Origin of the sequence: Acinetobacter sp. LoGeW2-3 (assembly GCF_002688565.1) — a bacterium.
Classification (GTDB): domain Bacteria; phylum Pseudomonadota; class Gammaproteobacteria; order Pseudomonadales; family Moraxellaceae; genus Acinetobacter.
The window spans coordinates 3064102-3086480 of the sequence record NZ_CP024011.1; the positions used below are offsets into that span (position 1 = coordinate 3064102).

General features: G+C 43.0%; 17 protein-coding genes. 3 read left to right on the top strand and 14 right to left on the bottom strand.

Going from position 1 to position 22379, the window contains the following annotated elements; genetic code table 11:
• Window positions 1–49 precede the first annotated feature (49 nt).
• The 4 genes from BS636_RS14910 to BS636_RS14925 all read right to left on the bottom strand — a co-directional run bounded on the left by BS636_RS14910 (window position 50) and on the right by BS636_RS14925 (window position 4540).
• Window positions 50–1540: an OmpA family protein gene (locus BS636_RS14910; RefSeq protein ID WP_099339489.1), complete on the bottom strand. Its 1491-nt coding sequence runs from the start codon at window positions 1538–1540 to the stop codon at window positions 50–52.
• Between the two features lie 184 nt (window positions 1541–1724).
• Window positions 1725–2963: a dihydroorotase gene (locus BS636_RS14915; RefSeq protein ID WP_099339490.1), complete on the bottom strand. Its 1239-nt coding sequence runs from the start codon at window positions 2961–2963 to the stop codon at window positions 1725–1727.
• A 10-nt stretch (window positions 2964–2973) separates the two neighbouring features.
• A complete protein-coding gene (locus BS636_RS14920) occupies window positions 2974–3990 on the bottom strand; it encodes an aspartate carbamoyltransferase catalytic subunit (RefSeq protein ID WP_099339491.1) in 1017 nt (338 codons plus the stop codon).
• 223 nt (window positions 3991–4213) lie between these two features.
• Window positions 4214–4540 carry a hypothetical protein gene (locus BS636_RS14925; protein ID WP_099339492.1) on the bottom strand — a complete coding sequence of 109 codons (327 nt, stop codon included), beginning with the start codon at window positions 4538–4540 and terminating at the stop codon, window positions 4214–4216.
• Between the two features lie 252 nt (window positions 4541–4792).
• Between BS636_RS14925 and rlmKL the strand changes: the two genes are divergently transcribed.
• Entirely contained in the window at window positions 4793–6997 is a 2205-nt protein-coding gene (gene rlmKL / locus BS636_RS14930; RefSeq protein ID WP_099339493.1) for a bifunctional 23S rRNA (guanine(2069)-N(7))-methyltransferase RlmK/23S rRNA (guanine(2445)-N(2))-methyltransferase RlmL, read from the top strand.
• A gap of 148 nt (window positions 6998–7145) precedes the next feature.
• Here rlmKL and clpB read toward each other — a convergent pair whose 3' ends face one another.
• The 3 genes from clpB to crp all read right to left on the bottom strand — a co-directional run bounded on the left by clpB (window position 7146) and on the right by crp (window position 11911).
• Window positions 7146–9725: an ATP-dependent chaperone ClpB gene (gene clpB / locus BS636_RS14935; protein WP_099339494.1), complete on the bottom strand. Its 2580-nt coding sequence runs from the start codon at window positions 9723–9725 to the stop codon at window positions 7146–7148.
• Window positions 9726–9976: 251 nt separating this feature from the next.
• Complete coding sequence (locus BS636_RS14940; RefSeq protein WP_099339495.1) at window positions 9977–11026, bottom strand: NADP(H)-dependent aldo-keto reductase; 1050 nt, start codon at window positions 11024–11026, stop codon at window positions 9977–9979.
• A gap of 180 nt (window positions 11027–11206) precedes the next feature.
• Window positions 11207–11911 carry a cAMP-activated global transcriptional regulator CRP gene (crp, locus tag BS636_RS14945; protein ID WP_099339496.1) on the bottom strand — a complete coding sequence of 235 codons (705 nt, stop codon included), beginning with the start codon at window positions 11909–11911 and terminating at the stop codon, window positions 11207–11209.
• Window positions 11912–12059: 148 nt separating this feature from the next.
• Here crp and BS636_RS14950 point away from each other — a divergent pair, with 148 nt between their 5' ends.
• Window positions 12060–12482, top strand: coding sequence for an OsmC family protein (locus tag BS636_RS14950; RefSeq protein ID WP_099339497.1), 423 nt, complete (start codon window positions 12060–12062; stop codon window positions 12480–12482).
• Between the two features lie 78 nt (window positions 12483–12560).
• Here the strand turns inward: BS636_RS14950 and BS636_RS14955 are convergent, their stop codons facing one another.
• The 3 genes from BS636_RS14955 to BS636_RS14965 all read right to left on the bottom strand — a co-directional run bounded on the left by BS636_RS14955 (window position 12561) and on the right by BS636_RS14965 (window position 17779).
• Window positions 12561–13601: a metallophosphoesterase gene (locus BS636_RS14955; protein WP_099339498.1), complete on the bottom strand. Its 1041-nt coding sequence runs from the start codon at window positions 13599–13601 to the stop codon at window positions 12561–12563.
• A gap of 305 nt (window positions 13602–13906) precedes the next feature.
• Window positions 13907–16144 carry an NADP-dependent isocitrate dehydrogenase gene (locus tag BS636_RS14960; protein WP_099339499.1) on the bottom strand — a complete coding sequence of 746 codons (2238 nt, stop codon included), beginning with the start codon at window positions 16142–16144 and terminating at the stop codon, window positions 13907–13909.
• A 981-nt stretch (window positions 16145–17125) separates the two neighbouring features.
• Entirely contained in the window at window positions 17126–17779 is a 654-nt protein-coding gene (locus BS636_RS14965; protein WP_099339500.1) for a YitT family protein, read from the bottom strand.
• A 409-nt stretch (window positions 17780–18188) separates the two neighbouring features.
• Between BS636_RS14965 and BS636_RS14970 the strand changes: the two genes are divergently transcribed.
• Entirely contained in the window at window positions 18189–18380 is a 192-nt protein-coding gene (locus BS636_RS14970) for a hypothetical protein (RefSeq protein ID WP_099339501.1), read from the top strand.
• A 10-nt stretch (window positions 18381–18390) separates the two neighbouring features.
• Here the strand turns inward: BS636_RS14970 and BS636_RS14975 are convergent, their stop codons facing one another.
• From BS636_RS14975 to BS636_RS14990, 4 genes are all read right to left on the bottom strand, one after another.
• Window positions 18391–19083 carry a hypothetical protein gene (locus BS636_RS14975; RefSeq protein ID WP_099339502.1) on the bottom strand — a complete coding sequence of 231 codons (693 nt, stop codon included), beginning with the start codon at window positions 19081–19083 and terminating at the stop codon, window positions 18391–18393.
• A 106-nt stretch (window positions 19084–19189) separates the two neighbouring features.
• Entirely contained in the window at window positions 19190–19921 is a 732-nt protein-coding gene (locus tag BS636_RS14980; RefSeq protein WP_099339503.1) for an ABC transporter ATP-binding protein, read from the bottom strand.
• Complete coding sequence (locus BS636_RS14985) at window positions 19914–21137, bottom strand: ABC transporter permease (protein WP_099339504.1); 1224 nt, start codon at window positions 21135–21137, stop codon at window positions 19914–19916. The genes BS636_RS14980 and BS636_RS14985 overlap by 8 nt, the downstream gene beginning before the upstream one ends.
• Entirely contained in the window at window positions 21134–22357 is a 1224-nt protein-coding gene (locus BS636_RS14990) for an efflux RND transporter periplasmic adaptor subunit (protein ID WP_099339684.1), read from the bottom strand. Before BS636_RS14990 ends, BS636_RS14985 begins: the two co-directional genes overlap by 4 nt.
• Between the last annotated feature and the right edge of the window lie 22 nt (window positions 22358–22379).

The window sequence follows — 22379 nt, forward strand, 5'->3', positions numbered from 1 at the left end:
GAAGCAATTCGTCCTTTTTTATTTTAATCAATTTACTTAAGTCTTATATTTATACCTTCTGTTTCACACCTTGCTCATCAACCGCACGTACAGTACCAGTATCGATATTCATTACCTCAAAGGCAATACGACGGTTTTTATAACGGTCTACCTCTTTAGCATTACCGGCATTTGGTTGAGCTGACCCGATACCTACTGCATTCACTTGAGCAGGATCAACACCCTGCTTAATCAAATAATTCATAATTGCTTGGGCACGCTGTAAAGACAACTGTTTATTTTGCTCCTCATTACCTTGCGCATCTGTATGACCAATCACTCGCAAATGAACTTGTGGTGCACGTTTCATCAAAGCTGCGGTCTGATCCAGAATTGATTGATTGGTTTCAGGGATTTCTGTTGAACCTGCCGCAAAGTTAATCGCTTGTAAATTTAAAGCTGTCGCAACATCTAAAGCCTTAATTTGTTCAGTTTGCATACTCGCCAGTACTTTTTCAGCCTCATTACTTTGAGCACTTGCCATTTGTTGAGGTTTCACTGGTTGCTGGGCCATGACCTGCATATTTTTTGCCAGATTACGGATTTCACCAGTAATACGCGCTGCATCTGCGGAATTGGCTGCCTGCACAGATACCTGATCACCCACCCAGTTCAAGCTGACATTCGGTACACCTTGTATCGTTTTGAGTACTGTGGGAATAGCATCCTGATCAATAAATTGCGAATGATAGCTCTGGTTATTGGCGGTACCACAACCAATGTTGTAGTTGTAAATCTGCTTGATTTCGTTTTGCAGAATTTCCATATATTGCTGATCATTCACCTGCACCTGACAGCTGGTGATCTGTCCTTCACTACCCGTACTTAATTTTAAAAATGCAGGTTGTGTTGCAGCTGCCTGACTCTTCTGCATGTCGCGGATATCATCTGGATCATCATCACGCGTACATCCTCGGAAGAAGAACATAATTAAAACTGCCACCGCAATGAATGCAAACACAGGTACAAGGAACGCATTCCGTTTCGCTTTCTGAACGGGTGGCTCAACCGGTTCGGGATCAATTCCTGGTACTGGGGTTGGATGATGATCCACTAGTGGCGATGCGCCTATAGTCAACAGAAGCGGAGAAGCCCACGCCGGCAAGGATTTTTGTATTGAGTCATTATTGGTTTCAATTACATAATTAATTGCATCTGGATTAGATGCATCGGCTTCAGTTTTTAAATATTCAATCGTTGGTTTAATCGAGCGGTTTAAGGTCTGTTCAAGCTGTTCCTGAGGTACGCTATCTGAGGTGTTAGCCAGATGATCTAGCAGTCGTTGTTTGATTTCTGGTTTTTCTGTGAATAATTCACTGATCTTTGGATTTAATTGCTGACCGAGGGTTTCTGCCTGTTCCGGATGCGCACGCAAGACGCTCAGGAAAATAGGATAAAATTGAGCAAGCGCCTGCTCTTTGGCAGCAACATACTCCGTTTCACCTTGCAGTACAGTCGGAGTGACATGATATTTTAATCGTTGAATCAGGTCTTCATTCATAAAGTCACCATTCTTTTGATTTTTTAATGATTAATATTTATTCAGTTTAAAGCCCGATCTTTTTAGTAAATGTAAATAGTTGTATGGAAATCATAACGTTTCATGAGTGCTAGTTAATGATATGTTTACCAAAATAAAAAAAGCCAGCCGAAGCTGACTTTAATTAAAACAAGCAAAAAATGATTTAAGCAGGTACAAAGCTTTGTAAAACTTTTCCTTTGACCTTTTGGTTGATCAATGGTGTATTTTTACCTTGAGATACGATGGTTTCTTTAGTTAAAGTCCATTCCAGCTCTGGATCCACCAGCACCCAACCCGCTTCCTGAATCCAGCGGTTCTGCATTTTCGCTACTGTTGCCGGCGCCAGGGTGACTTTCTCCACCCATTCCAGTGGGGTAAACAGACCTTCATTTACCAATTGCACACCGAATGGTACAAAAGTATCAAAAGCAGTAAAGCCCGGTTGAGTTTCAGCAAACGGTGCCATTTTTGCAGAACTGCTCAGTGGTTCGTGATGGGTACAGATCGCGTCAATCACACCAGATTTTACGCCTTGACGCAGTAATTCTTTATCAGCCTCAGAACGTAATGGCGGACGAACATGCGCAAGTGAATTAAAGCCATCAATCAATGCATCGGTCAAATGCAATTGATGCATTGCTACGTCACAGGTTACTGGTAAGCCTTTTTCTTTAGCGATCCGAATCAGTTCTACTGAAGCGCCACAAGACAATAGACCGAAGTGAGCACGTACTTTCGTTGCTTCAATCATGAGCAGATATTTGGCAATCGCAACGGTTTCAGCCAGTGCTGGAATCATTGGCAAGCCTTGGCGTGATGCAATAAAGCCTTCATGCACACAGCCATCTTTGGCAATTTGTGGTTCTTCTGCATAGAACACTACAGTCAGATTCAGACCTGCTGCATATTCTAGAGTACGAATCACGACGTCATCATCAGCAAACGGCGCATTGGCATTCGAAACTGCAGTACAGCCACCTTTTTTCAGACCGGCCATATTGGCAGGCTGATTGCCTTTCAAACCTTGAGTTTGCGCACCAATTACTTCCAGATAGATACCACCATCCAGCATGGCTTTTTCAACTAGACCATGAATCAGCGCACCATTGTCCTGCACGATTGGCTTTGAATCTGGTGGAGTAAATACATGCAGAATACCGTTTTCACGTGCTGCTTTACCTTCAGATTTCAGCGTACCATGCTGTTGCTGGCCTGGTTCACGTAAACGTGCGCATAGATCGACCATGGTTGGCATCAACCATTTGCCTTGTCCATCAATGGTCTCTAACACCTTCGTAGTTTCAGCAACACGCTTGCCATTTTCTAAATAAACAGTTTGTACGCTGTCGATTTTTTCGATTGGGTCTAGAACTCGAACATTCTCAATTTTAACAATAGACATGACTTATTCCTTATACCGCAATCGCTTCAATCAAACCTTGTTCCTGGAGCTGGCCTTGCATTGAAAGTGCCAACACCGCCATACGTACCGCAATACCATTGGTCACCTGATGCAGAATCACGGACTGTGGACCATCGGCAATACTGGAATCAATTTCTACACCACGGTTCATTGGGCCTGGGTGCATCACGATGCAGTCCGGTTTAGCCAGTGCCAGACGTTCTTTGTTCAGACCGTACATTTTGTAGAATTCAGCTTGAGAAGACAGTGCTGGCGAATCAATGCGTTCGTTCTGGATACGCAAGGTAATGATCACGTCACAGTCTTTAATGCCATCTTCCATGTTATTGAACAGACGCACTTCTGGACCGTAATCATCGAAACCATAAGGAAGCAAGGTATTTGGTGCAATCACACGGATATCTTTACAGCCTAAAGTTTGCAAGGCTGCAACATCAGAACGCGCGACACGTGAGTGTTTGATATCACCAATGATGGCAATTGAAATATCTTCAAAATTCTTTTTAGTCTCACGGCGAATGGTGAGCATATCCAGCATGGCTTGGGTTGGATGGGCGTGACGGCCATCACCTGCATTAATAATCGCGACATTTGGACACACATCTTTGGCAATAAAATGCGCTGCGCCTGAAGATGAATGACGTACCACGAAAATGTCTGCCGCCATTGCTTCTAGGTTCCACAAAGTATCGCGCAGCGTTTCACCTTTCGAGGTACTTGAACGTGCGATATCAATATTCAGAACATTGGCAGATAGGCGCTTTGCAGCTGCTTCAAAAGTGGTACGGGTACGGGTAGAATTCTCGAAGAAGAGGTTCATTACCGTTCGCCCTTCGAGCAAATTATTGGTAATGAGCTGATTTTGGTCATTAAAAAAGGACGCCGCGGTGTCCAATATTTTTGTAAGAGTTTCTTTAGATAGACCTTCGATAGTCAAGAAGTGTTTTAGATTGCCTTCTTTATTGAGTTGAATCTGGCTCGGTGTATGCAATGCAGCCAAGTGCATGAGAGATTCCTTATACGTTAAGTCAACGTATTATACAGAGATTCACTCCTGTTCGCACTTGGGAAATCGGCTACTTGTACAAAAACCGACTTGATAATAAAAATTGATTTTGAAATTCCTATGTATTTTTTCAATAAGATAATTTAACTTTATTTTAATAGATCGATGTTTTGGCATTCTAAAATGAGTGCTTCAGTCTGGAGCATCCGCACTCATAACCAGATTAGCGCAATGAGCCAATATAATGATGTGAAACCTGAGCACGATAGATATCTTCTTCTGTAGGTTCCACCCGAATCAAGTCTTCCTGACCCTGTCGATTTATTTCCGTTAAGGATTCATCTTGATCAGCAAATAGATTAAATACCTGTCTTAATTTTTCAACAAGTCGCAATAACTCATGATCTTGAGTAGCTTCAGCCAACTCAATCACATGCTTGGCATATTCCTTATTTTCAGACAGGTAAATTGCATCAATCACACGACCAGAAACGCGTCTTAAACGTGCGTAGATTAAAGTTGCAATTGAAAAGCTATCTCCGTTCACCATTTTAAATCCCCAATATATTTAAAAAAGTGAGACCGCAGCCCCTCCCCAGTGGCTGCAGCCTCATATTTTATAAGGAGCAATTTCCATACCAATTTTATTCACTTATCACGTATTTAATATCTTTTTTATTGCACCGGGTTCATTGCGATGAAATTTCAGAGCCAATCGAAACAATTTCAAAAGCTTTAAAAGGCAAAATACGGTAAACTGAGCACAGTTTTTTTATTTATTCTTTTCCGGTCTCTCTATTTTATGAATACCTCTTCACGTTTAAGCAATTATTGGGTCACCTGTGCCGATGGTCTGGAAACCTTATTAGAAGAAGAAATCAAAGGTTTAGGTGTTCAGGATATTGAACGTTTCCCGGGTCGTCTGACCTTTAAAGGCACACTTGAAAATGCATATCGCATTTGTATGTGGTCTCGCCTCGCTTCTCGTGTCCTGATGCCAATCCATACGCATGAAATTGAATTCTCCCATGATGCGCGTGATGTGGCTGAAGAGCTTTATGAAGGTGCAATCAGCTTTGACTGGTCGCTTATTTTTGCACCACAAAGTACCTTTGCAATTCGTCTGCATGTGGAACGTGATATTAAGGTCAATACCCAATTTGCCACTTTACGTGCTAAAGATGGTGTCGTAGATTCCTTTATGGAAGCTGTGGGCAAACGTCCAAGTATCGATACCAAACAGCCAGAAATCACCATGTATATTCTGGCGGGTAAAAAAGCGCATACCTACTGCCTGGATTTGTCGGGTGACTCACTGCATAAACGTGGCTACCGCCGCTTTATGACCGAAGCGCCAATCAAGGAAAACCTGGCAGCTGCGATTCTGCAAAAAGGCGGTCTGAAAGACATCAATCCGGATATCGTGGTTGATCCGATGTGCGGTTCAGGTACCTTTATTATTGAATCTTTAATGATTCTGACTGATCGCGCACCTGGTCTGGTACGTCGTTTCGGCTTTAATGGCTGGAATGGTCATAATCATGAATTATGGATGGAAATCAAAGCTGAAGCTGCTGAACGCCATAAAGCTGCGCTGGAAAATCCATTACCAAAATTCTATGCCTTTGATGCCGACTGGGAAGCGGTTAAAGCTACCAAGCAAAACATCATTGCGGCAGGTTTTGAATCAGCGCTCGACCAGATCATGATCGAAGAACGTACTTTAAATGACTGGCCGGACTTCCAGGCTGAAGGCAAGAAGGCCTTCTTCGTAACCAACCCACCTTATGGTGAGCGTTTAGGTGATAAGGCTTCTAACCGCGCATTGTATTTGGGTCTGTCTAATCTGCTACAGAAGAATTTCCCGAATCAGAAAGCAGCTGTGATTGCATCCCAAGTTGAACAAGCAGATGTTTTAGCTTTCAATGATCCGCAAATTCTACGTCTGATGAACGGTAAATTACCGATTTACATTCGTTTCGGTACAGTTAAACCAGCAGCAGTGGTACGCTCATTCCTGGAAAGCTGGCAGCCACAGCAATTTGAGCCAATCGAAGGTGCGATGGAATTTGCTAACCGTCTGACCAAGAATATGCAAACCCTGAAAAAATGGGCTGTGAAAGAAAATATTCACTGTCTACGTTTGTACGATGCCGATCTGCCTGACTTTAATGTCGCAGTAGACCTATATGGTGAACGCCTGCACGTTCAGGAATATGCACCACCGAAAAAAATTGATCCTGAAAAAGCCAAAAAACGTTTTAACCTTGCACTACAAGCGATTCGTGCTGTGACTGGTTTAGGCCGTGATGCGATCTTCATTAAGACTCGTGCCCGTCAGGAAGGTAAAAACCAGTACACCAAACAAAGTACTGCGTCTAAACGTTTTATCGTGCAAGAAGGTCAAGCCAAAATTCTGGTGAACTTAACGGATTATCTAGATACCGGTCTGTTCCTGGATCACCGTCAAATGCGTCTGCGCATTGCCCGTGAAGCCAAAGGTAAGCACTTCCTGAATCTGTACAGCTATACTTCTACGGCGAGCTTACATGCGGCTTTAGGTGGTGCAGCAAGTACAACTAGTGTGGATTTATCTAATACGTATCTGAACTGGTCTAAAGAAAACTTCGTTCTGAATGGTCTGACTGTCGATCATGCCGATCAGCAGCATCAATTCTTTGCTTCTGACTGTTTCGAATGGTTGAAAGAAGGTCATGAGCAATATGAGCTGATCTTTATTGATCCACCGACATTCTCAAACTCGAAGAAGTTCTACGGTACTTTTGATGTACAGCGCGACCATCTATCTTTGATTAAACGCGCGATGAACCGTTTAACCACTGATGGTACCTTGTACTTCTCAAATAACTATCGTGGCTTTGAAATGGACGAAGAGATTCTGGCATTCTACGACGTAGAAGAAATCACCCACGAAACCATCGGTCCTGATTTCAAGCGTAATCAGAAGATCCACCGTGCATGGAAAATTACTCATCCAAAAATGTAATATGATTGAGAATTAACTTCTTTCATCACGATTTACACCCTCTTTCTTTTTCTCCCATAGGGAGAAATGAAAAGTGGTGCGATGAAAGAAGTAAATACCATATAAAAAACCCAGCCTAGGCTGGGTTTTTCTTTTCAATGATCACGGATTAATTGAGCTTCATTTTATCAAAGACCAATTCACCATTTTCAGCGCTAACCACAATGGTATCGCCCGGGTTGAATTTACCTTCAAGAATGTTTTGTGCCAAACCATTTTCAATACGTTGCTGGATTGCACGTTTCAGTGGACGAGCACCGTATAATGGATCGAAGCCGACATCGATCAACTGATCGAAAGCACTGTCTTCCACGGATAAGCGCAAGTCGCGTTCTGCCAGACGTTGACGTAGACGGTTCAACTGGATATCGGCAATACCACGGATCTGTGCTTTTTCCAGAGAGTGGAACACCACAATCTCATCGATACGGTTAATGAATTCTGGACGGAAGTGTTCCGATACCGCATTCATCACCACACTACGCACTTCATCTCGTGTAGCACCGCTGCCCAGTTCACGCACATCGCTTGAACCCAGGTTAGAGGTCATCACGATCACAGTGTTCTTGAAGTCCACCACGCGACCTTGTGAGTCAGTTAGACGACCATCATCCAGCACTTGCAGCAGGATGTTAAATACATCTGGATGCGCTTTCTCGACCTCATCGAACAGCAGCACGCTATATGGTTTACGACGTACTGCTTCAGTCAATATACCACCTTCTTCATAACCGACATAGCCCGGAGGCGCACCAACCAAACGGCTTACCGAATGTTTTTCCATAAATTCCGACATATCGATACGGATCATCGCATCATCACTGTCGAACAGGAAGTTCGCTAAGGCTTTAGTTAACTCAGTCTTACCGACCCCTGTTGGGCCAAGGAACAGGAATGAACCACTTGGGCGATTTGGATCAGACAATCCGGCACGGGAACGGCGTACTGCATTCGATACTGCCACCACAGCTTCATCCTGACCGACGACACGGTTATGCAGAAATTCTTCCATATGCAACAGTTTCTCACGTTCACCCTGCATCATTTTCGATACAGGGATACCGGTTGCTGCGCTCACCACTTCTGCAATTTCATTGTCAGTGACTTTGTCACGCAACAGTTTTGGCGCTTCACTTTCTTCAGCTGCTTCAATGCGTTCCAGCTGTTTCTGCAACTCTGGAATCACACCATATTGATAACGTGCCGCTTCCGCCAGATCACCTTCACGTTGTGCCTTTTCTAATGCAATACGTGCTTGGTCCAGTTTCACCTGAATGTCTTTGTTACCAGCAACCAAGGCTTTGTCTGCACGCCAGATTTCTTCCAGCTCGCTGTACTCTTTCTCTACAGTGGCAATCTGCTCTTCCAGATGTTTCACTTCGCCTTGCGCACCAGAATCTTCGTCTTTTTTCACCGCTTCAAGCTGCATTTTCAGCTGAATCAGACGGCGTTCCAGTTTATCCAAGGCTTCTGGCTTAGAATCCAGCTCCATTTTGATACGTGAAGCTGCCTCATCAATCAGGTCAATCGCTTTGTCTGGCAATTGACGATCGGTGATGTAACGATGTGACATTTTTGCAGCCGCGATAATGGCTGAGTCTAGAATCTGTACACCATGGTGAGTGGCATAACGGTCTTTCAGCCCACGCAGAATCGCAATGGTATCTTCGACACTTGGTTCATCCACCAGCACTTTCTGGAAACGACGTTCTAGAGCCGCATCTTTTTCAATGTACTGACGGTATTCATCCAGTGTAGTCGCACCAACACAACGTAGCTCACCACGTGCTAATGCTGGTTTCAGCATGTTACCCGCATCCATGGCGCCATCACCTTTACCGGCACCGACCAGTGTATGCAGCTCGTCGATGAATAGGATGATTTCACCTTCGTGTTTGGCTAAGTCTTTCAGAACGGCTTTTAGACGTTCTTCAAACTCACCACGATATTTGGCACCCGCCAGCAATGAACCCAAGTCCAGTGACAAAACACGTTTACCTTTCAGTCCTTCTGGAACTTCGCCATTCACAATACGTTGTGCCAGACCTTCGACAATCGCTGTTTTACCGACACCTGGTTCACCAATCAGTACCGGGTTATTTTTGGTACGGCGTGACAAGACCTGAATGGTACGGCGAATTTCATCATCACGACCAATCACAGGATCGAGTTTGCCTTGCATGGCACGTTCGGTCAGGTCAATGGTGTATTTATTTAAAGAGTCACGTTGATCTTCATGATTATTGCTCATGACTTTTTCATTGCCTCGAATTTGATGAATAACTTGTTTTAAGGTCTCAGCTTTAACACCCACTTCACTTAACAGTGATTTGGTTTTGCCTGTTTCGGCCAGTGCCAACAGCACCCAGTCAGTAGAGAGAAATTCGTCCCCTGCTTTTTGGGCAAAACTGTCTGCCAGATGCAGTACTTTGGCTGCTTCAGGGCTGAGGTTAATGTCACCAGTGGATTGACTTAAAGTCGGTGCGTTACTCAGCGCAGTTTGCAGTTTAGTCTGCAAGTCACGTAAGTTGGCACCTGCCTGTTGCAGCAGACTGATATTAGATGATTCATCTAACAGGGTTGCCAGAATGTGAATACCGTCAATAGATGCATGATCCTTACCCATTGCTAAGGATTGAGCATCGGAAAGGGTTTGCTGCAGGCGATTTGTAAATTTTTCAAAGCGCATTATTGTTATTCCTCACAACAAATTTTTAACTTAATTCATATATGGGAGCAGGCGCACAAATTTCAAATAAAATTTTATATATTTTTCAAAAACTTAATATAAATAATGGGTAGTCTTCAATAATAATATTGGTATGCTCAAATCATATTTCAAGTGAGCTAAGAAGAATTATTATTAGGCTATAAAATTAATCATGTGAAATAGAAAAAGCCTTTATCAATAAAGGCCTTTTCAAAATAAAATCGCAAAAATTATGGTGCTGGATTTGGCTGCTGACGGTGAATCGCTTCAATACCTTGTAAGACTTCTTCAGACAGATTCACGTCAAACGCCTGAATATTTTCTTTGAGCTGATCCAGATTGGTTGCACCAATAATGGTACTAGTCACGAAGAACTGCTGTTTAATGAAAGCCAGTGACAACTGGGTTAATGTCAGGCCATGCTGCTCAGCCAGTTGTGCATACTGCTCGACTGCCCATTCACTTTCAGGATTACTATAACGGCTAAAGCGAGAGAACAAAGTGACACGGGCATTGGCTGGACGCGCACCATTGCGGAATTTACCGGTCAGATAACCAAATGCCAGTGGTGAATAAGCCAGTAAGCCTACACCTTCATATTTGGCGATTTCTGACATGCCAATTTCATAAGTACGGTTCAGCAAGCTATAAGGATTTTGCACACTGACAAATTTAGAAAGACCCAGCTTTTCTGCCAAATGCAGGAACTTCATGGTGCCCCAAGGCGTTTCATTCGATAGACCGATATAGCGAATACGACCTTTCTTGATTTCATCATGTAAAGCGGTCAGGGTTTCTTCTAGATCAGTGACTGCACGATCTTCTGCTGCTTCAGCATTGCCATAACCGAGCTTGCCAAAGAAATTAGCTGGACGTTGTGGCCAGTGCAATTGGTAAAGGTCGATATAATCAGTCTGCAAACGTGCAAGCGAGTTATCAATTGCAGCAGAAATCTCCGAAGCCACAAACTTGGTTTGGCCATCACGGATATGGCTACCACCTTGCGATGGACCAGCAATTTTAGAGGCTAAAAATAGTTTGTCACGACCACCACGTGATGCAATCCAGTTTCCGATAATGCGTTCTGTGGCACCTTGGGTTTCCGGTTTTGGTGGCACCGGGTACATTTCCGCAGTATCCCAAAAGTACAACCCTTGATCCAGTGCATAATCGAGCTGTTCAAAAGCTTGTTCTTGGGTATTTTGCTCACCAAAGGTCATGGTACCCAAACAAATTTCTGGAAGTAAAATGCCTGTATCTGCAAGTGGTTTGAATTGCATGAATAATCCCTGTCTATTCTAGATTCGACTTATCGTACTAAAGTGCCCATAGAGTATAGAAGGAAAGCGACTGGCTGAAATCATCTTTTCTGAGAAGTTTGTTCTTATTTGTGATGTTGAATTTTTAGCAGACATAAAAAAAGCAAACCCTGAGGCTTGCCCTTTTATCAAAATCGAAGCTTATTCTTCAGATTCATCTTCAGCTGGCACTTCATTTTGTTCTAATGAAGCATCAAAGATCAGAATTGCTTTACCATCCGTTTCGATCATGCCTTGCTCTTCCAGCGTTTTCAGCACACGCCCCACCATTTCACGGGAACAGCCCACGATACGGCCAATTTCCTGACGAGTAATACGGATCTGACGGCCATTTGGCAGAATCATCGCTTCAGGCTGAGCTGAAAGATCAATCAGACAACGTGCAATACGACCAGAAACATCGATAAATGCCAGGTCAGTTACTTTACGCGTGGTGTTCTTCAGACGTCGAACCAGCTGGGCAAATACCGCATAACTTAAGTCAGGATATTGCTTGCTGAGTTCATGGAAGTTTTCGTAGGTAATTTCCGCAATTTCACAAACGTCACGCGTACGCACTTCTGCAGTACGTTGTGGATTTGCTTCGAATAAACCCATTTCCCCAAAAAAGTCACCCGCATTCAAATATGCTACGACAATTTCACGCTCATCATCTTCACGAAGAATGATCGATACAGACCCCTTCAGAATCAAATATAAAGATTTAGATTCTGTTCCTGCATCAACGATCGTTGTACGTTTTGGGTAACGGTTGATATATGCACGTTTTAATAATGCCTTCACGGATTCTGGTAATTGCCCCGGAGAAAGTGCATCTGTGCTTAATTGTGAAAAGTTTGAAGTCATGCTTAACAGTTCCAAATAAGGATAATTTTTAGATCGCACAAGACCTAATGTGAACTTGTCACACAGAGGGAATGAAATTCCTTATCAACCCAATTTATGTTAGTGTACAGTTACTTCGTAAATTTATAGCTTTTTTTAGGTAGTTGCAATGCAAACAAGTGTACATTGGCTAGAGAATGTTGCTTTTGAAGCAAAAACTCAAAGTGGTCATACTGTGATTATGGATGGCTCGCCAGAATACGGTGGTGAGAACCGTGGTCCTCGCCCAATGGAACTATTATTAACCGGTTTGGGCGGTTGTGCTTCGTTTGATATTGTCACCATTTTAAAGAAAGCGCGTCAGGACATTACCGACGTTCGTTGTGAACTCAAAGCAGAACGCGCAGATGCGATTCCTGCAGTATTTACGAAGATTCACCTGCATTTTGTAGTGACGGGTAAAGGTGTTAAAGAGAAGCAAGTGGCGAAAGCTGTCGAGCTTTCTGCCGAAAAATACTGCTCAGCAAGCAAAATGCTGTCTGATGGTGGTGTAGAAATCACGCATGATTTTGAAATTATTGAAGCTGAATAATACTGCTGATTTAAGTATAAAGGCGGTCCTAGTGGTCGCTTTTTCTTTGCCTGAAATTTGATAGTGGGATAATAAAATTTAAACAGATCGAGAAGTCGAATAAGTTGAACCATCTTCAAAAATTACCTGCTTTTCAGGCCATCTAAGTGCCCCTAATTTACTAGAAAATTCTCGTTGATGCTGTCGATCCAGATAACGTTTCCCGACTGAATAATCTACGCAGAAGACATTCTGCTTATGACCAAACCACTGTAATGGATCAATCTGCTGAAACAGTCCAGCTTTGACTTCAGCCGAATTAAACTTACGCCAGTAGTGTCCAATAATCACCGGGATATCATCCTGATAATGCTCCCACCATGGTAAACGGTCTTTCATACGCCACTTACCACCTGCATAGATCGGCTTATCTGTCATATATTCAGCACCAGAAGTCGTGACCTTGATCGGGTTATACATCTGCTCAATCCATTCCTTTTGCGCCAGATGTTTCAGCCACGGAATATCACTATTCGGATCAGTCAGCTCGTCACGGAACTGCTCTGCCTCTCTTGATGCGTGTTCTGCAATACCCGCATCATCAATATGCTTCTGGGTCTGCTGGACAAAATGCTCATAGGCTTCACGCAAGTGCAGTTTGTCCAGTGATTTGAGTTGTTGAATAGATTGTGTATCCCAACATGCATGCACAATCCGGATTTGATCAGATTCCAGTGCGATGGGTAAGGTTTGCAGAAATTGTAGAATCCATTGTTGGTCTTCTGGGGTGGCCGATACGGAATAAAAAGATTTATAGTCATCCATATGCGGTGAGCCAAAATACCAGCCATTACCTTCACGACGGGATTGATTCAGCAAATTCAATTCATGGTTGCCAAGTACACAGTAGGCATTCCCCCGCTCCATCAGAATCTTGACCTGTTGAATCACGGCAATACTGTTCTGCCCACGGTCACAGAGATCACCGACAAAGATCAATTTGCGCTGTTCTGGATGCTTACCCTCAAGGTTATAGCCCATCACATGCAGTAAGCTGTTTAAGGCGTCGATCTCACCATGAATATCGCCCACAATGTCGAACCTATCTCCATGTATAGGCTGAATGAACTGATATGACATTCAGACACCTCCTTCGACACTTAAGTACGGGCATTATCCAAACACAGTTTTATAATAATTCTTTCAATATAATCATAATATTGTCTATACCATTAATCAGTTGTTCAATCCATACTTTGGAACGTTAAGAAAGAATCATCTTCTTTATATATGAAGAGCATTTTTATTAATTTTACTTATATATCTAGTACTTACAATCTGACTGATAAAGCGTCTTTTTATATTCTAGTAAACAAATAAAAACCGGCGCCTAAGCACCGGTTTCTGTTTCACCTCACTGACCTGATGGTCAGTCGAGCTTTTAATTAAGCTTGTAGTGATTCAATGATTTGGTTCAATGTAGTACTTGGGCGCATTACTGCATTTACTTTCGCAGGATCAACCGCGTAGTAACCACCGATGTCTACAGTTTTACCTTGAACAGTGTTTAGCTCTTCAACGATTTTCGCTTCGTTTTCAGCCAATGCTTGAGCAATCGGTGCAAACTTCGCTTTCAATTCTGCATCTTGGTCTTGCGCAGCAAGCTCTTCAGCCCAGAATTTAGCCAGGTAGAAATGGCTACCACGGTTGTCTAGCTCGCCAGTACGACGTGATGGAGACTTGTCATTGTCAAGCAATTTACCAGTCGCAGCATCAAGTGTGTTCGCTAGAAGTTTCGCACGTGGGTTGTTTTCTTTGATGCCCATTTCTTCTAGAGAAACAGCAAGCGCCAAGAACTCACCTAGAGAATCCCAACGTAAGTGGTTTTCTTCAACCAGCTGTTGTACGTGTTTAGGCGCAGAACCACCAGCACCAGTTTCGTACATACCGCCACCTGCCATTAACGGCACGATAGACAGCATTTTCGCAGAAGTACCAAGTTCCATGATTGGGAACAAGTCAGTCAGGTAGTCACGCAGGATATTACCAGTTACTGAAATAGTATCCAGGCCGCGAGCAACACGTTCAAGTGTATAACGCATCGCACGTACTTGAGACATGATTTGAATGTCTAGACCGTCTGTGTCGTGATCTTTCAAGTAAGTTTGTACTTTCTTGATCAGTTCGTTTTCATGTGGACGGTACGGGTCAAGCCAGAAGATTGCAGGCATGCCAGAGTTGCGAGCACGCGTTACAGCAAGTTTCACCCAGTCGCGGATCGGTGCATCTTTCACCTGACACATACGCCAGATATCGCCTTCTTCCACGTTTTGAGACATCAGCACTTCACCAGTTTCGATGTCAGTGATGTTCGCAACACCCGCTTCTGGAATTTCGAAAGTCTTGTCGTGTGAACCGTATTCTTCAGCTTTTTGCGCCATCAAACCAACGTTAGGTACAGTACCCATAGTACGTGGATCGAAGTTACCATTCCATTTACAGAAATTGATCATTTCTTGGTAAATACGCGCGAATGTAGATTCAGGCATTACAGCTTTACAGTCGTAAGGTTTGCCGTCAGCACCCCACATTTTACCGCCACCACGGATCATTGCAGGCATAGAAGCATCTACAATTACGTCGTTTGGAGAGTGGAAGTTAGTGATGCCTTTCGCAGAATCAACCATTGCAAGTGCAGGACGGTGTTCTTGACAAGCATGTAGGTCACGGATGATTTCTTCACGTAGAGAAGTTGGAAGAGTTTCGATCTTCTCGTAAAGGCCAGCCATACCGTTGTTGACGTTAATGCCTAACTCATCAAACAGTTTGCCGTGTTTTTCAAACGCATCTTTATAGTAAATTTTCACACAGTGACCAAATACGATCGGGTGTGAAACTTTCATCATGGTTGCTTTAACGTGTAGAGAGAACAGGATGCCTGCTTCTTTACAATCATCTAATTCTTTTTCATAGAAGTCGCAAAGCGCTTTTTTGCTCATGAACATTGAGTCGATGATTTCACCATCTAGAAGCGCAACTTTTGGCTTAAGAACGATGGTTTCACCAGAATTCGTGATCAATTCCATTTTCACGTTACGCGCGCGGTCTAAAGTCATAGACTTTTCGCCATGGTAGAAGTCACCTTCGTCCATGTGTGATACGTGAGTTTGTGACCACTGTTTCCACTCGTTCATAGAGTGTGGGTGTTTTTTCGCGTAGTTTTTAACTGCGGTTGGGGCACGACGGTCAGAGTTACCTTCACGTAATACTGGGTTTACAGCAGAACCGAGGCATTTACCGAAACGTGCTTTAAGTGCTTTTTCTTCTTCAGTTGTTGGGTTTTCTGGGTAATCAGGAATTGCATAGCCCTTAGACTGAAGCTCTTTAACACATGCTGTTAACTGAGCTACAGAAGCACTGATATTAGGAAGTTTAATAATATTTGTGCTTGGATCTTGTGTAAGACGGCCTAGCTCAGCAAGGTTGTCAGCTACTTTCTGTTCTTCAGTCAGGTAGTCTGAGAATTCTGCGAGCACGCGTGCTGCAACAGAGATGTCAGTTTTGACAATCTCAACGCCAGCAGGCTTAGTAAAGGTCTCAATGATCGGCAGTAGCGAGTAGGTCGCCAACAATGGCGCCTCGTCGGTCAGTGTGTAAATGATTGTTGACTTTCCACCAGCCATATATAGCCCCTTGCGTTTGATAGAGTTTTGCGGATCAAGCTTTTGGCTCAGACCCTGCGAACCGATATGTTTGAATTAAACCCTGAGAGTATCGTATCTCCTTGCTTTACAGTCAATGAAATATCATTTCAAGTTGTGATTTTGCTGAAAAATCATACAATTTGTTTCAATTTTTAGCTGTTTATAATCCGATCAATCTGGTCATATTCCATATAGAAAAAATCTATTATTTAAATTTTCCTATTTTTAATAGTTTATTAGCAGTTTTTTAAATATAGATTACTTGATCAATTTAAAAGCTCCTATGAATCCTTATGTTTGCATCAATTATCAGACTTATAGAACGCGATTTTCCTCAACATCTTTCTTCAATTAAACAAAATGGACAATTAAAAATGATTGTTTTTGGCACCATTTCAGGGCGATTAAAGTTTTTAACTATTAAAACTAATAAATAAACGATGAACGGAAATTTTAATTGTTGGACTAAGTGACAAGATGCTTGAAACATGTTGGTCAATTTAAAGCAAACCTGAATGTGCTAGTGAAAATGATGATTTTGCTGTTTTTAATTTTATTTTTGGTTCTGGATTTTTGACGAATAAATAGGCAAATTTAAGCTAAAAAATATACTTCCGTCTTCTTCAGCACCCTACTATAAGATTCTAATTTTGAAGTTCACAGAGCTACTTTGTTTGACTTGTAACACAATAAATAATTGTAGATATTTGTTATAAAAAAAGCCTTCAACCATGAAAAGTGAAGGCTATAGAAAACTAAACTTATGACTGTTATTTAAATGGTGAATTGAAGTAATTCGTGATCGTTAAGAAACATTGTGGGCTATCAATAAACATCATAATGATTACGTCCTGATTGAGGCAGATTGATTAAATAGCTAAAGAGCAATGAATTATGTATACATTGCTCTTTATAAATAAGGGATAATACTTAGGCTATTTTCTTAATATTATCTGTCAATTAGTGTCCTTTATAACGTCCAGGACGATGGTGCATTGCCAGAAAACTTCCCATAATTACTGCTGCCAAAATTGACCAGAGCACTTTATCCAAGGGCACAATCCAGATTGCAAGTAATACAACAATACAGTCAATTACCATCTGCACATTACCGGCTTTCATGCCCCACTTTTCTTGAGCATACAGGGAAATAATGGTTGCACCACCAAGACTGGACTTATGCCTAGCTAGAAATAGCACGCCAGTTCCCATCAGAAAGCCACCGACAATCGCAGCAAAGGCTGGATGCAGATAATCAATCTGCAAATATTGGGGTGCAATAAAGGTAATCAGCGATAATAAAGCGACAGAAATAAAAGTCTTAAGAGTAAATTCCCTGCCAATATACTTCCAAGCAAACCAGTAAAAAGGAATATTGATCACAAAATAGATCAGACTGAACGACCAGCCTGTGGCGTAATGCAGCACAAAAGCCAGCCCTGCTGTACTCCCGGTCAATAATCCTGCCTGAGCAAACATGGTCATACAGATACTGACAAATAGAGAACCTGAAAATAAGGCTTGAACATCTTCAAACAGGCTATGTTTTCTGGTGTCCAGCGGTACAGGATGATGCGTCGGGTAAATCACCCGAGGATTAGATTGAATTGCCATATGCGCTAACCTTTAAAACTCATTTTCGCTTGTGGCGAAGCCGAGGGTTTAATTTAGGCTTTGCACTTTTGGCACAAAACCTGTTGGTATGTTGTTATTGCAATTTGCTTGCCATCAATAGGCATTAAAACTGATTTTTATATGAAATTTATCATTCTCAATGTGATCAGGTATTTAATGCACTTTGCCTAGATTAATACATAGATCTATCCAAAAGAAAAAGAATTTGTGAACCAGTGCTTCTAAAACAAGATTAACCTTCATAAGGGGCTATCAATATTATCCAAACCATTTACATCAGCAACAATTTTTAAAATCAGCCTAGCTATAAATACAACAGACTCATCTGGGTCTGTTTATACAATAAAAAGCATATTTAATAACGCGATCCATTAGCAGGTGAACTCTTATGGCGAATCCAGATGAAAATAAAGAACTTGAAGAAGCATTAAATGAAGAATTTCCAGAAGAGGAATTAGATCCGCAAGAGAAACAGGATCGAGAGATTCAGCGTGGTCAATTAGGTGTAGATAAAGATCCTCAGGTTAAACGCGACCAGATCCGTCAACGACATGAGGATGAGGACGATGAGAGTCCATAACTCATGGCTTTTAATCGAGTACAGGCTTAATGGATTTACTCAACTGATCACTTCTTTTATAAAGCCACGTCAAAATGATTGTTGGAACAATAAAGCCAACTGTCACTAATATGCTATAAAAAAATGATGAATAAGGTTCTGGCAACATTGCAATAAACTTCATTGGTGATGTCCATGGTGACATCTGTAATGCTAACAGTCCGATAAAAAATAGCTGCCATTTAATATTTTCATTGGCTTTCAAATGTTGCTGAAAGGCATAGGTCAGCAATATCACTGCAAAACCAATCTCAAACATCCAGGACCAGACTCCCCATTTATCCCACAAACCCAAACCTAAATATTGCCCAGCATAGGGATACCAAGCCAAGTCAGCATTATGCATGGGAATATCTGCGACAAAATGCAAGAAACAGGATAATACAGCGACTGCTGCAATGCGTTTATCTTTGAAAAAAAATGCACCCCAAACGAATGACCAGACAATAGCCATCAGTAAGGAATGATCCCAATCAATAAAGGTCAAATCAAAATATAAGTAAGGTAAAGCCTGTAAATTTGCTGTAACTTTCTCAATGCCAATCGCCACCAAGATACCGTTAATCACATCAAGAAAACCTGCACCCAAAATAATCGGCAGCAAAGGAACATCCTGATATTTGGCTTTTATAGCCATCCCCACTGCAAAATGTCCAAAGTACATATGCTTTCCTTATAATTTTTATATTTTCTTTGACTTGATAATGTCATAAAAAGATTTATATCAGCAAATCAAACCGATCAAATGTTTTTAATTATGGATCAAAGGTTTATTGCGTTGATACCTCAGCAACCTCCTGTCCTCTAGTATCACTTTGAATCAGACCATCGACTAGATTAATAGTTCGATCACAAGTGGCTGACAAACGCGGATCATGGGTGACCAAGAGCACGGCACAATCTCGCTCCAGATGCACTTTTCGGAATAGTGCAAACATTTCTTCTGCAGTTTGCGTATCCAGATTTCCGGTCGGTTCATCGGCCAGTAACAAAGCTGGATTGGTGATTAAGGCCCTAGCAATTGCGACACGTTGCTGCTGTCCGCCAGACAGCTCATTTGGTTTACGATCCGCATATTTTTCCAGCCCGACCGCTGCCAGTAGTTCACGTGCCCGATCAATGGACTGTTGATCCGGTTTGCCATGAGTCAGCATGAGAGGCATCAAAATATTATTCAAAGCAGTAAAAGCCTGAATCAGATGATGAAACTGAAACACAAAGCCAATACTATTACCCCGTAACGCAGTCCGTTCAGTGTCTGTCATTTTACTGGTGGGCTGTCCCAGCAGATATAACTCACCACTACTTGGCTGATCTAGCAGCCCCAGAATATTTAATAAGGTACTTTTTCCTGAACCTGAAGGACCGATCAAGGCAGCGAAATCTTGTCGTTCAATACACAGGTCAATGCCGTGCAAGACTTCTACTTCATTGGGCTGACCGATATTATAGGATTTGCGTAATCCCTCTAAGCGCAACACTTCCTGAAACTGCTCAGACATGACGAATAGCCTCCACCGGATCCAATGCTGCTGCACGACGTGCCGGTATAGCGGCGGCCAATACACCCGTTAGCGTTGCCAATAACAACGCTAAAAATACCAGATTGATGGGCACCGGAATATAAAATAGCCCTGGACCAAAATTATTAAACACCCATACCAAGCCATAGCTGGCAGAACTTCCGATTGCCGAGCCAATAAGACCAAAGATCGCACCCTGGAATAGGAAAACTCTTAAGATCTGAGATTGGGTTGCACCGGTTGCACGCATAATCCCGATTTCCCGGGTTCGCTGTACTACGCTGACTGACATGACGCTGGCAATACCAAATGCGACTGAAACAGCAACGAAGATAATGATCATATTGGTGGAAAGGCTCTGAGATGTAATCGCATTCATCAACTGCGCATTGGTTTCAATCCAGCTTTCAGCTTGTAAAGAGGTTAATCGGCCCACCTGATCCGCAATCTGGTCCGCCTGAAAAAGATCGGTCACTCTAAGATCAATGACTGTTACACCGCCCGGGAGCAGCAATAAAGACTGTGCCTGCTTCAGATCTAGATAGATATATCGCGCATCCAGATCACGTACCCCTAGCTCAAAAATTCCAGCAATATTTACCAAAGTACTGTCTTGCTGTCCGGTATCTAGTCGCAATTTACTCCCAACCTGAACCCCGAGATCTTTAGCCAATTCACTGCCAATTAAGACATCATCTGCCCCAATCCTTAACTGACCGCTCTGCAAGTAGTCTTTTAACGGAATAATCTGCTGATAACGCTCCAGATCAATACCGACTATCGCAACAGATTCAATTGCATCACCACGTTGTACCAAAGCCGGCCCAGAGACAACTGGTGATACAGCTGTCAGATCTAGCAACTGATCCAGTGTCGTGACAATCTGCTGCCAATTATTAATCGAACGCAGTCGCTGGGCGCGTTTATCTTCCAATAAAAGCTGGATTACGCCTGCTTTGGTCGGTGCAACCTGATTGACTTCATCTGGAGACAATAAACGGATATGCGCCTGCGTTCCTAAAGTCCGATCCACCAGATTGGATTGCAGGCCCTGAATCAAGGCGGTAATGAACACAATCACAGCCACACCCACTGCAACCCCGACAGTGATCATGATGGACTGTGACCGGCCTTCACGTAAGAAACTGACCGCAATCGTCCATTCGGTCCATAGCCGTCCGAATAAGTTTTTCAATCGAATTTCACCGGTATTTCGTTTTTGGTATTGCTTTGGCTGGCCGTATTTTCAATTAAGATACTTTGTGGCTTTAATCTTACCCGCGTGCCGTCTTCTAAAGAAGCATCCGGATTCGCCAGTACCTGATCGCCTTCCTTCAAACCTGAAGTTACTTCAGCACGATCCAGACCGCGCAAGCCTAAGGTCACCTGCTGACGTTGAACCTTGCCATTGCGTACCAACAATACCGTAGCTTTATTTCCTTTCAGGCCGGTGAGAGCATCATTGGGTATGGCTAAAGCTCGCTCGCGCCGCCCCGTTTCTACATTGACTGAAACAGTCATATCCTGACGTAAAAAATCAGGTACCGGATCTACCGTCAGTTTAAGCTCAACTGTTCCACGCTGCGGATCGATACTTGGGGCGATAAAATTAATCCATGCCGGGAAAGTTTGTTCCGGATAGGCATCAGCAATCACTGTAGCTTTTTGCTGTAAAGCCAGTCGTGATAAATTGCGTTCATCCAGTGGTACACGAATTTCAGTATTGCCATTAATTGCAATGGTAAATATGGTCTGTCCCGGCTGAACCAGATCACCCGGCTCAACATCGCGAGTCAGTACTGTGCCTGCGACCGTTGCCCGAATTTTGGTTTTTTCCAGTTGAGCGTTTGCCACAGCGAGTTGCTCACGTAATGATGCATCTTCAACCTGCCCCTCTGCCAATGCAGTTGCTTTGATCCGTGCGGTTTCAAAGTTATTGCGTGCAATCCTTTGCGCTTCGACTGCCTGTTCAATTTCTTCAGCGGAAAGAATTCCTGGCTCTGCATTACGTCGGCGGTTGGCTTCACGGCTGGCCTGCTCAAGCTGGGCTTTGGCCGAGGCTAATTCAGCTGCGGCTTGTGGACGGCGGCTGGTGGCTAATTCAGTCAATGCTACTTCGGCCTGACGTACCTGGGCAGCCAATTCATCTGATTTCAGTACGACCAGCAGATCGCCCGGCTTGACTTGATCCCCTTCCTGCACTCGTCGTTCCAGCACTACCCCTGCAATCTCACTACCAACCTCGGCACGTGATACCGTTGCCACTCGTCCTGTTGCCACCACATTTTGTACTAATGGCATCGCCTTTAAGGTATAGCTCGGCAACTCTGGTCCTTTCCACCAGCGGAAAAGCCCAAAACCCACTATCAGGATCAGTAAGATAATAATCAAAATTTTATAGTGGGTAGCACGCAAATGATAGATCTCCAAGGATTTT

Bases quoted from the DNA above. Each gene is read 5' to 3' on its own strand.
- BS636_RS14960 (WP_099339499.1), bottom strand. From the start codon at position 16,144: ATGGCTGGTGGAAAGTCAACAATCATTTACACACTGACCGACGAGGCG.
- BS636_RS14915 (WP_099339490.1), bottom strand. From the start codon at position 2,963: ATGTCTATTGTTAAAATTGAGAATGTTCGAGTTCTAGACCCAATCGAA.
- crp (WP_099339496.1), bottom strand. From the start codon at position 11,911: ATGACTTCAAACTTTTCACAATTAAGCACAGATGCACTTTCTCCGGGG.
- BS636_RS14950 (WP_099339497.1), top strand. From the start codon at position 12,060: ATGCAAACAAGTGTACATTGGCTAGAGAATGTTGCTTTTGAAGCAAAA.
- BS636_RS14970 (WP_099339501.1), top strand. From the start codon at position 18,189: ATGGCGAATCCAGATGAAAATAAAGAACTTGAAGAAGCATTAAATGAA.
- BS636_RS14980 (WP_099339503.1), bottom strand. From the start codon at position 19,921: ATGTCTGAGCAGTTTCAGGAAGTGTTGCGCTTAGAGGGATTACGCAAA.
- rlmKL (WP_099339493.1), top strand. From the start codon at position 4,793: ATGAATACCTCTTCACGTTTAAGCAATTATTGGGTCACCTGTGCCGAT.
- clpB (WP_099339494.1), bottom strand. From the start codon at position 9,725: ATGCGCTTTGAAAAATTTACAAATCGCCTGCAGCAAACCCTTTCCGAT.
- BS636_RS14920 (WP_099339491.1), bottom strand. From the start codon at position 3,990: ATGCACTTGGCTGCATTGCATACACCGAGCCAGATTCAACTCAATAAA.
- BS636_RS14940 (WP_099339495.1), bottom strand. From the start codon at position 11,026: ATGCAATTCAAACCACTTGCAGATACAGGCATTTTACTTCCAGAAATT.
- BS636_RS14965 (WP_099339500.1), bottom strand. From the start codon at position 17,779: ATGGCAATTCAATCTAATCCTCGGGTGATTTACCCGACGCATCATCCT.
- BS636_RS14910 (WP_099339489.1), bottom strand. From the start codon at position 1,540: ATGAATGAAGACCTGATTCAACGATTAAAATATCATGTCACTCCGACT.
- BS636_RS14925 (WP_099339492.1), bottom strand. From the start codon at position 4,540: ATGGTGAACGGAGATAGCTTTTCAATTGCAACTTTAATCTACGCACGT.
- BS636_RS14975 (WP_099339502.1), bottom strand. From the start codon at position 19,083: ATGTACTTTGGACATTTTGCAGTGGGGATGGCTATAAAAGCCAAATAT.
- BS636_RS14955 (WP_099339498.1), bottom strand. From the start codon at position 13,601: ATGTCATATCAGTTCATTCAGCCTATACATGGAGATAGGTTCGACATT.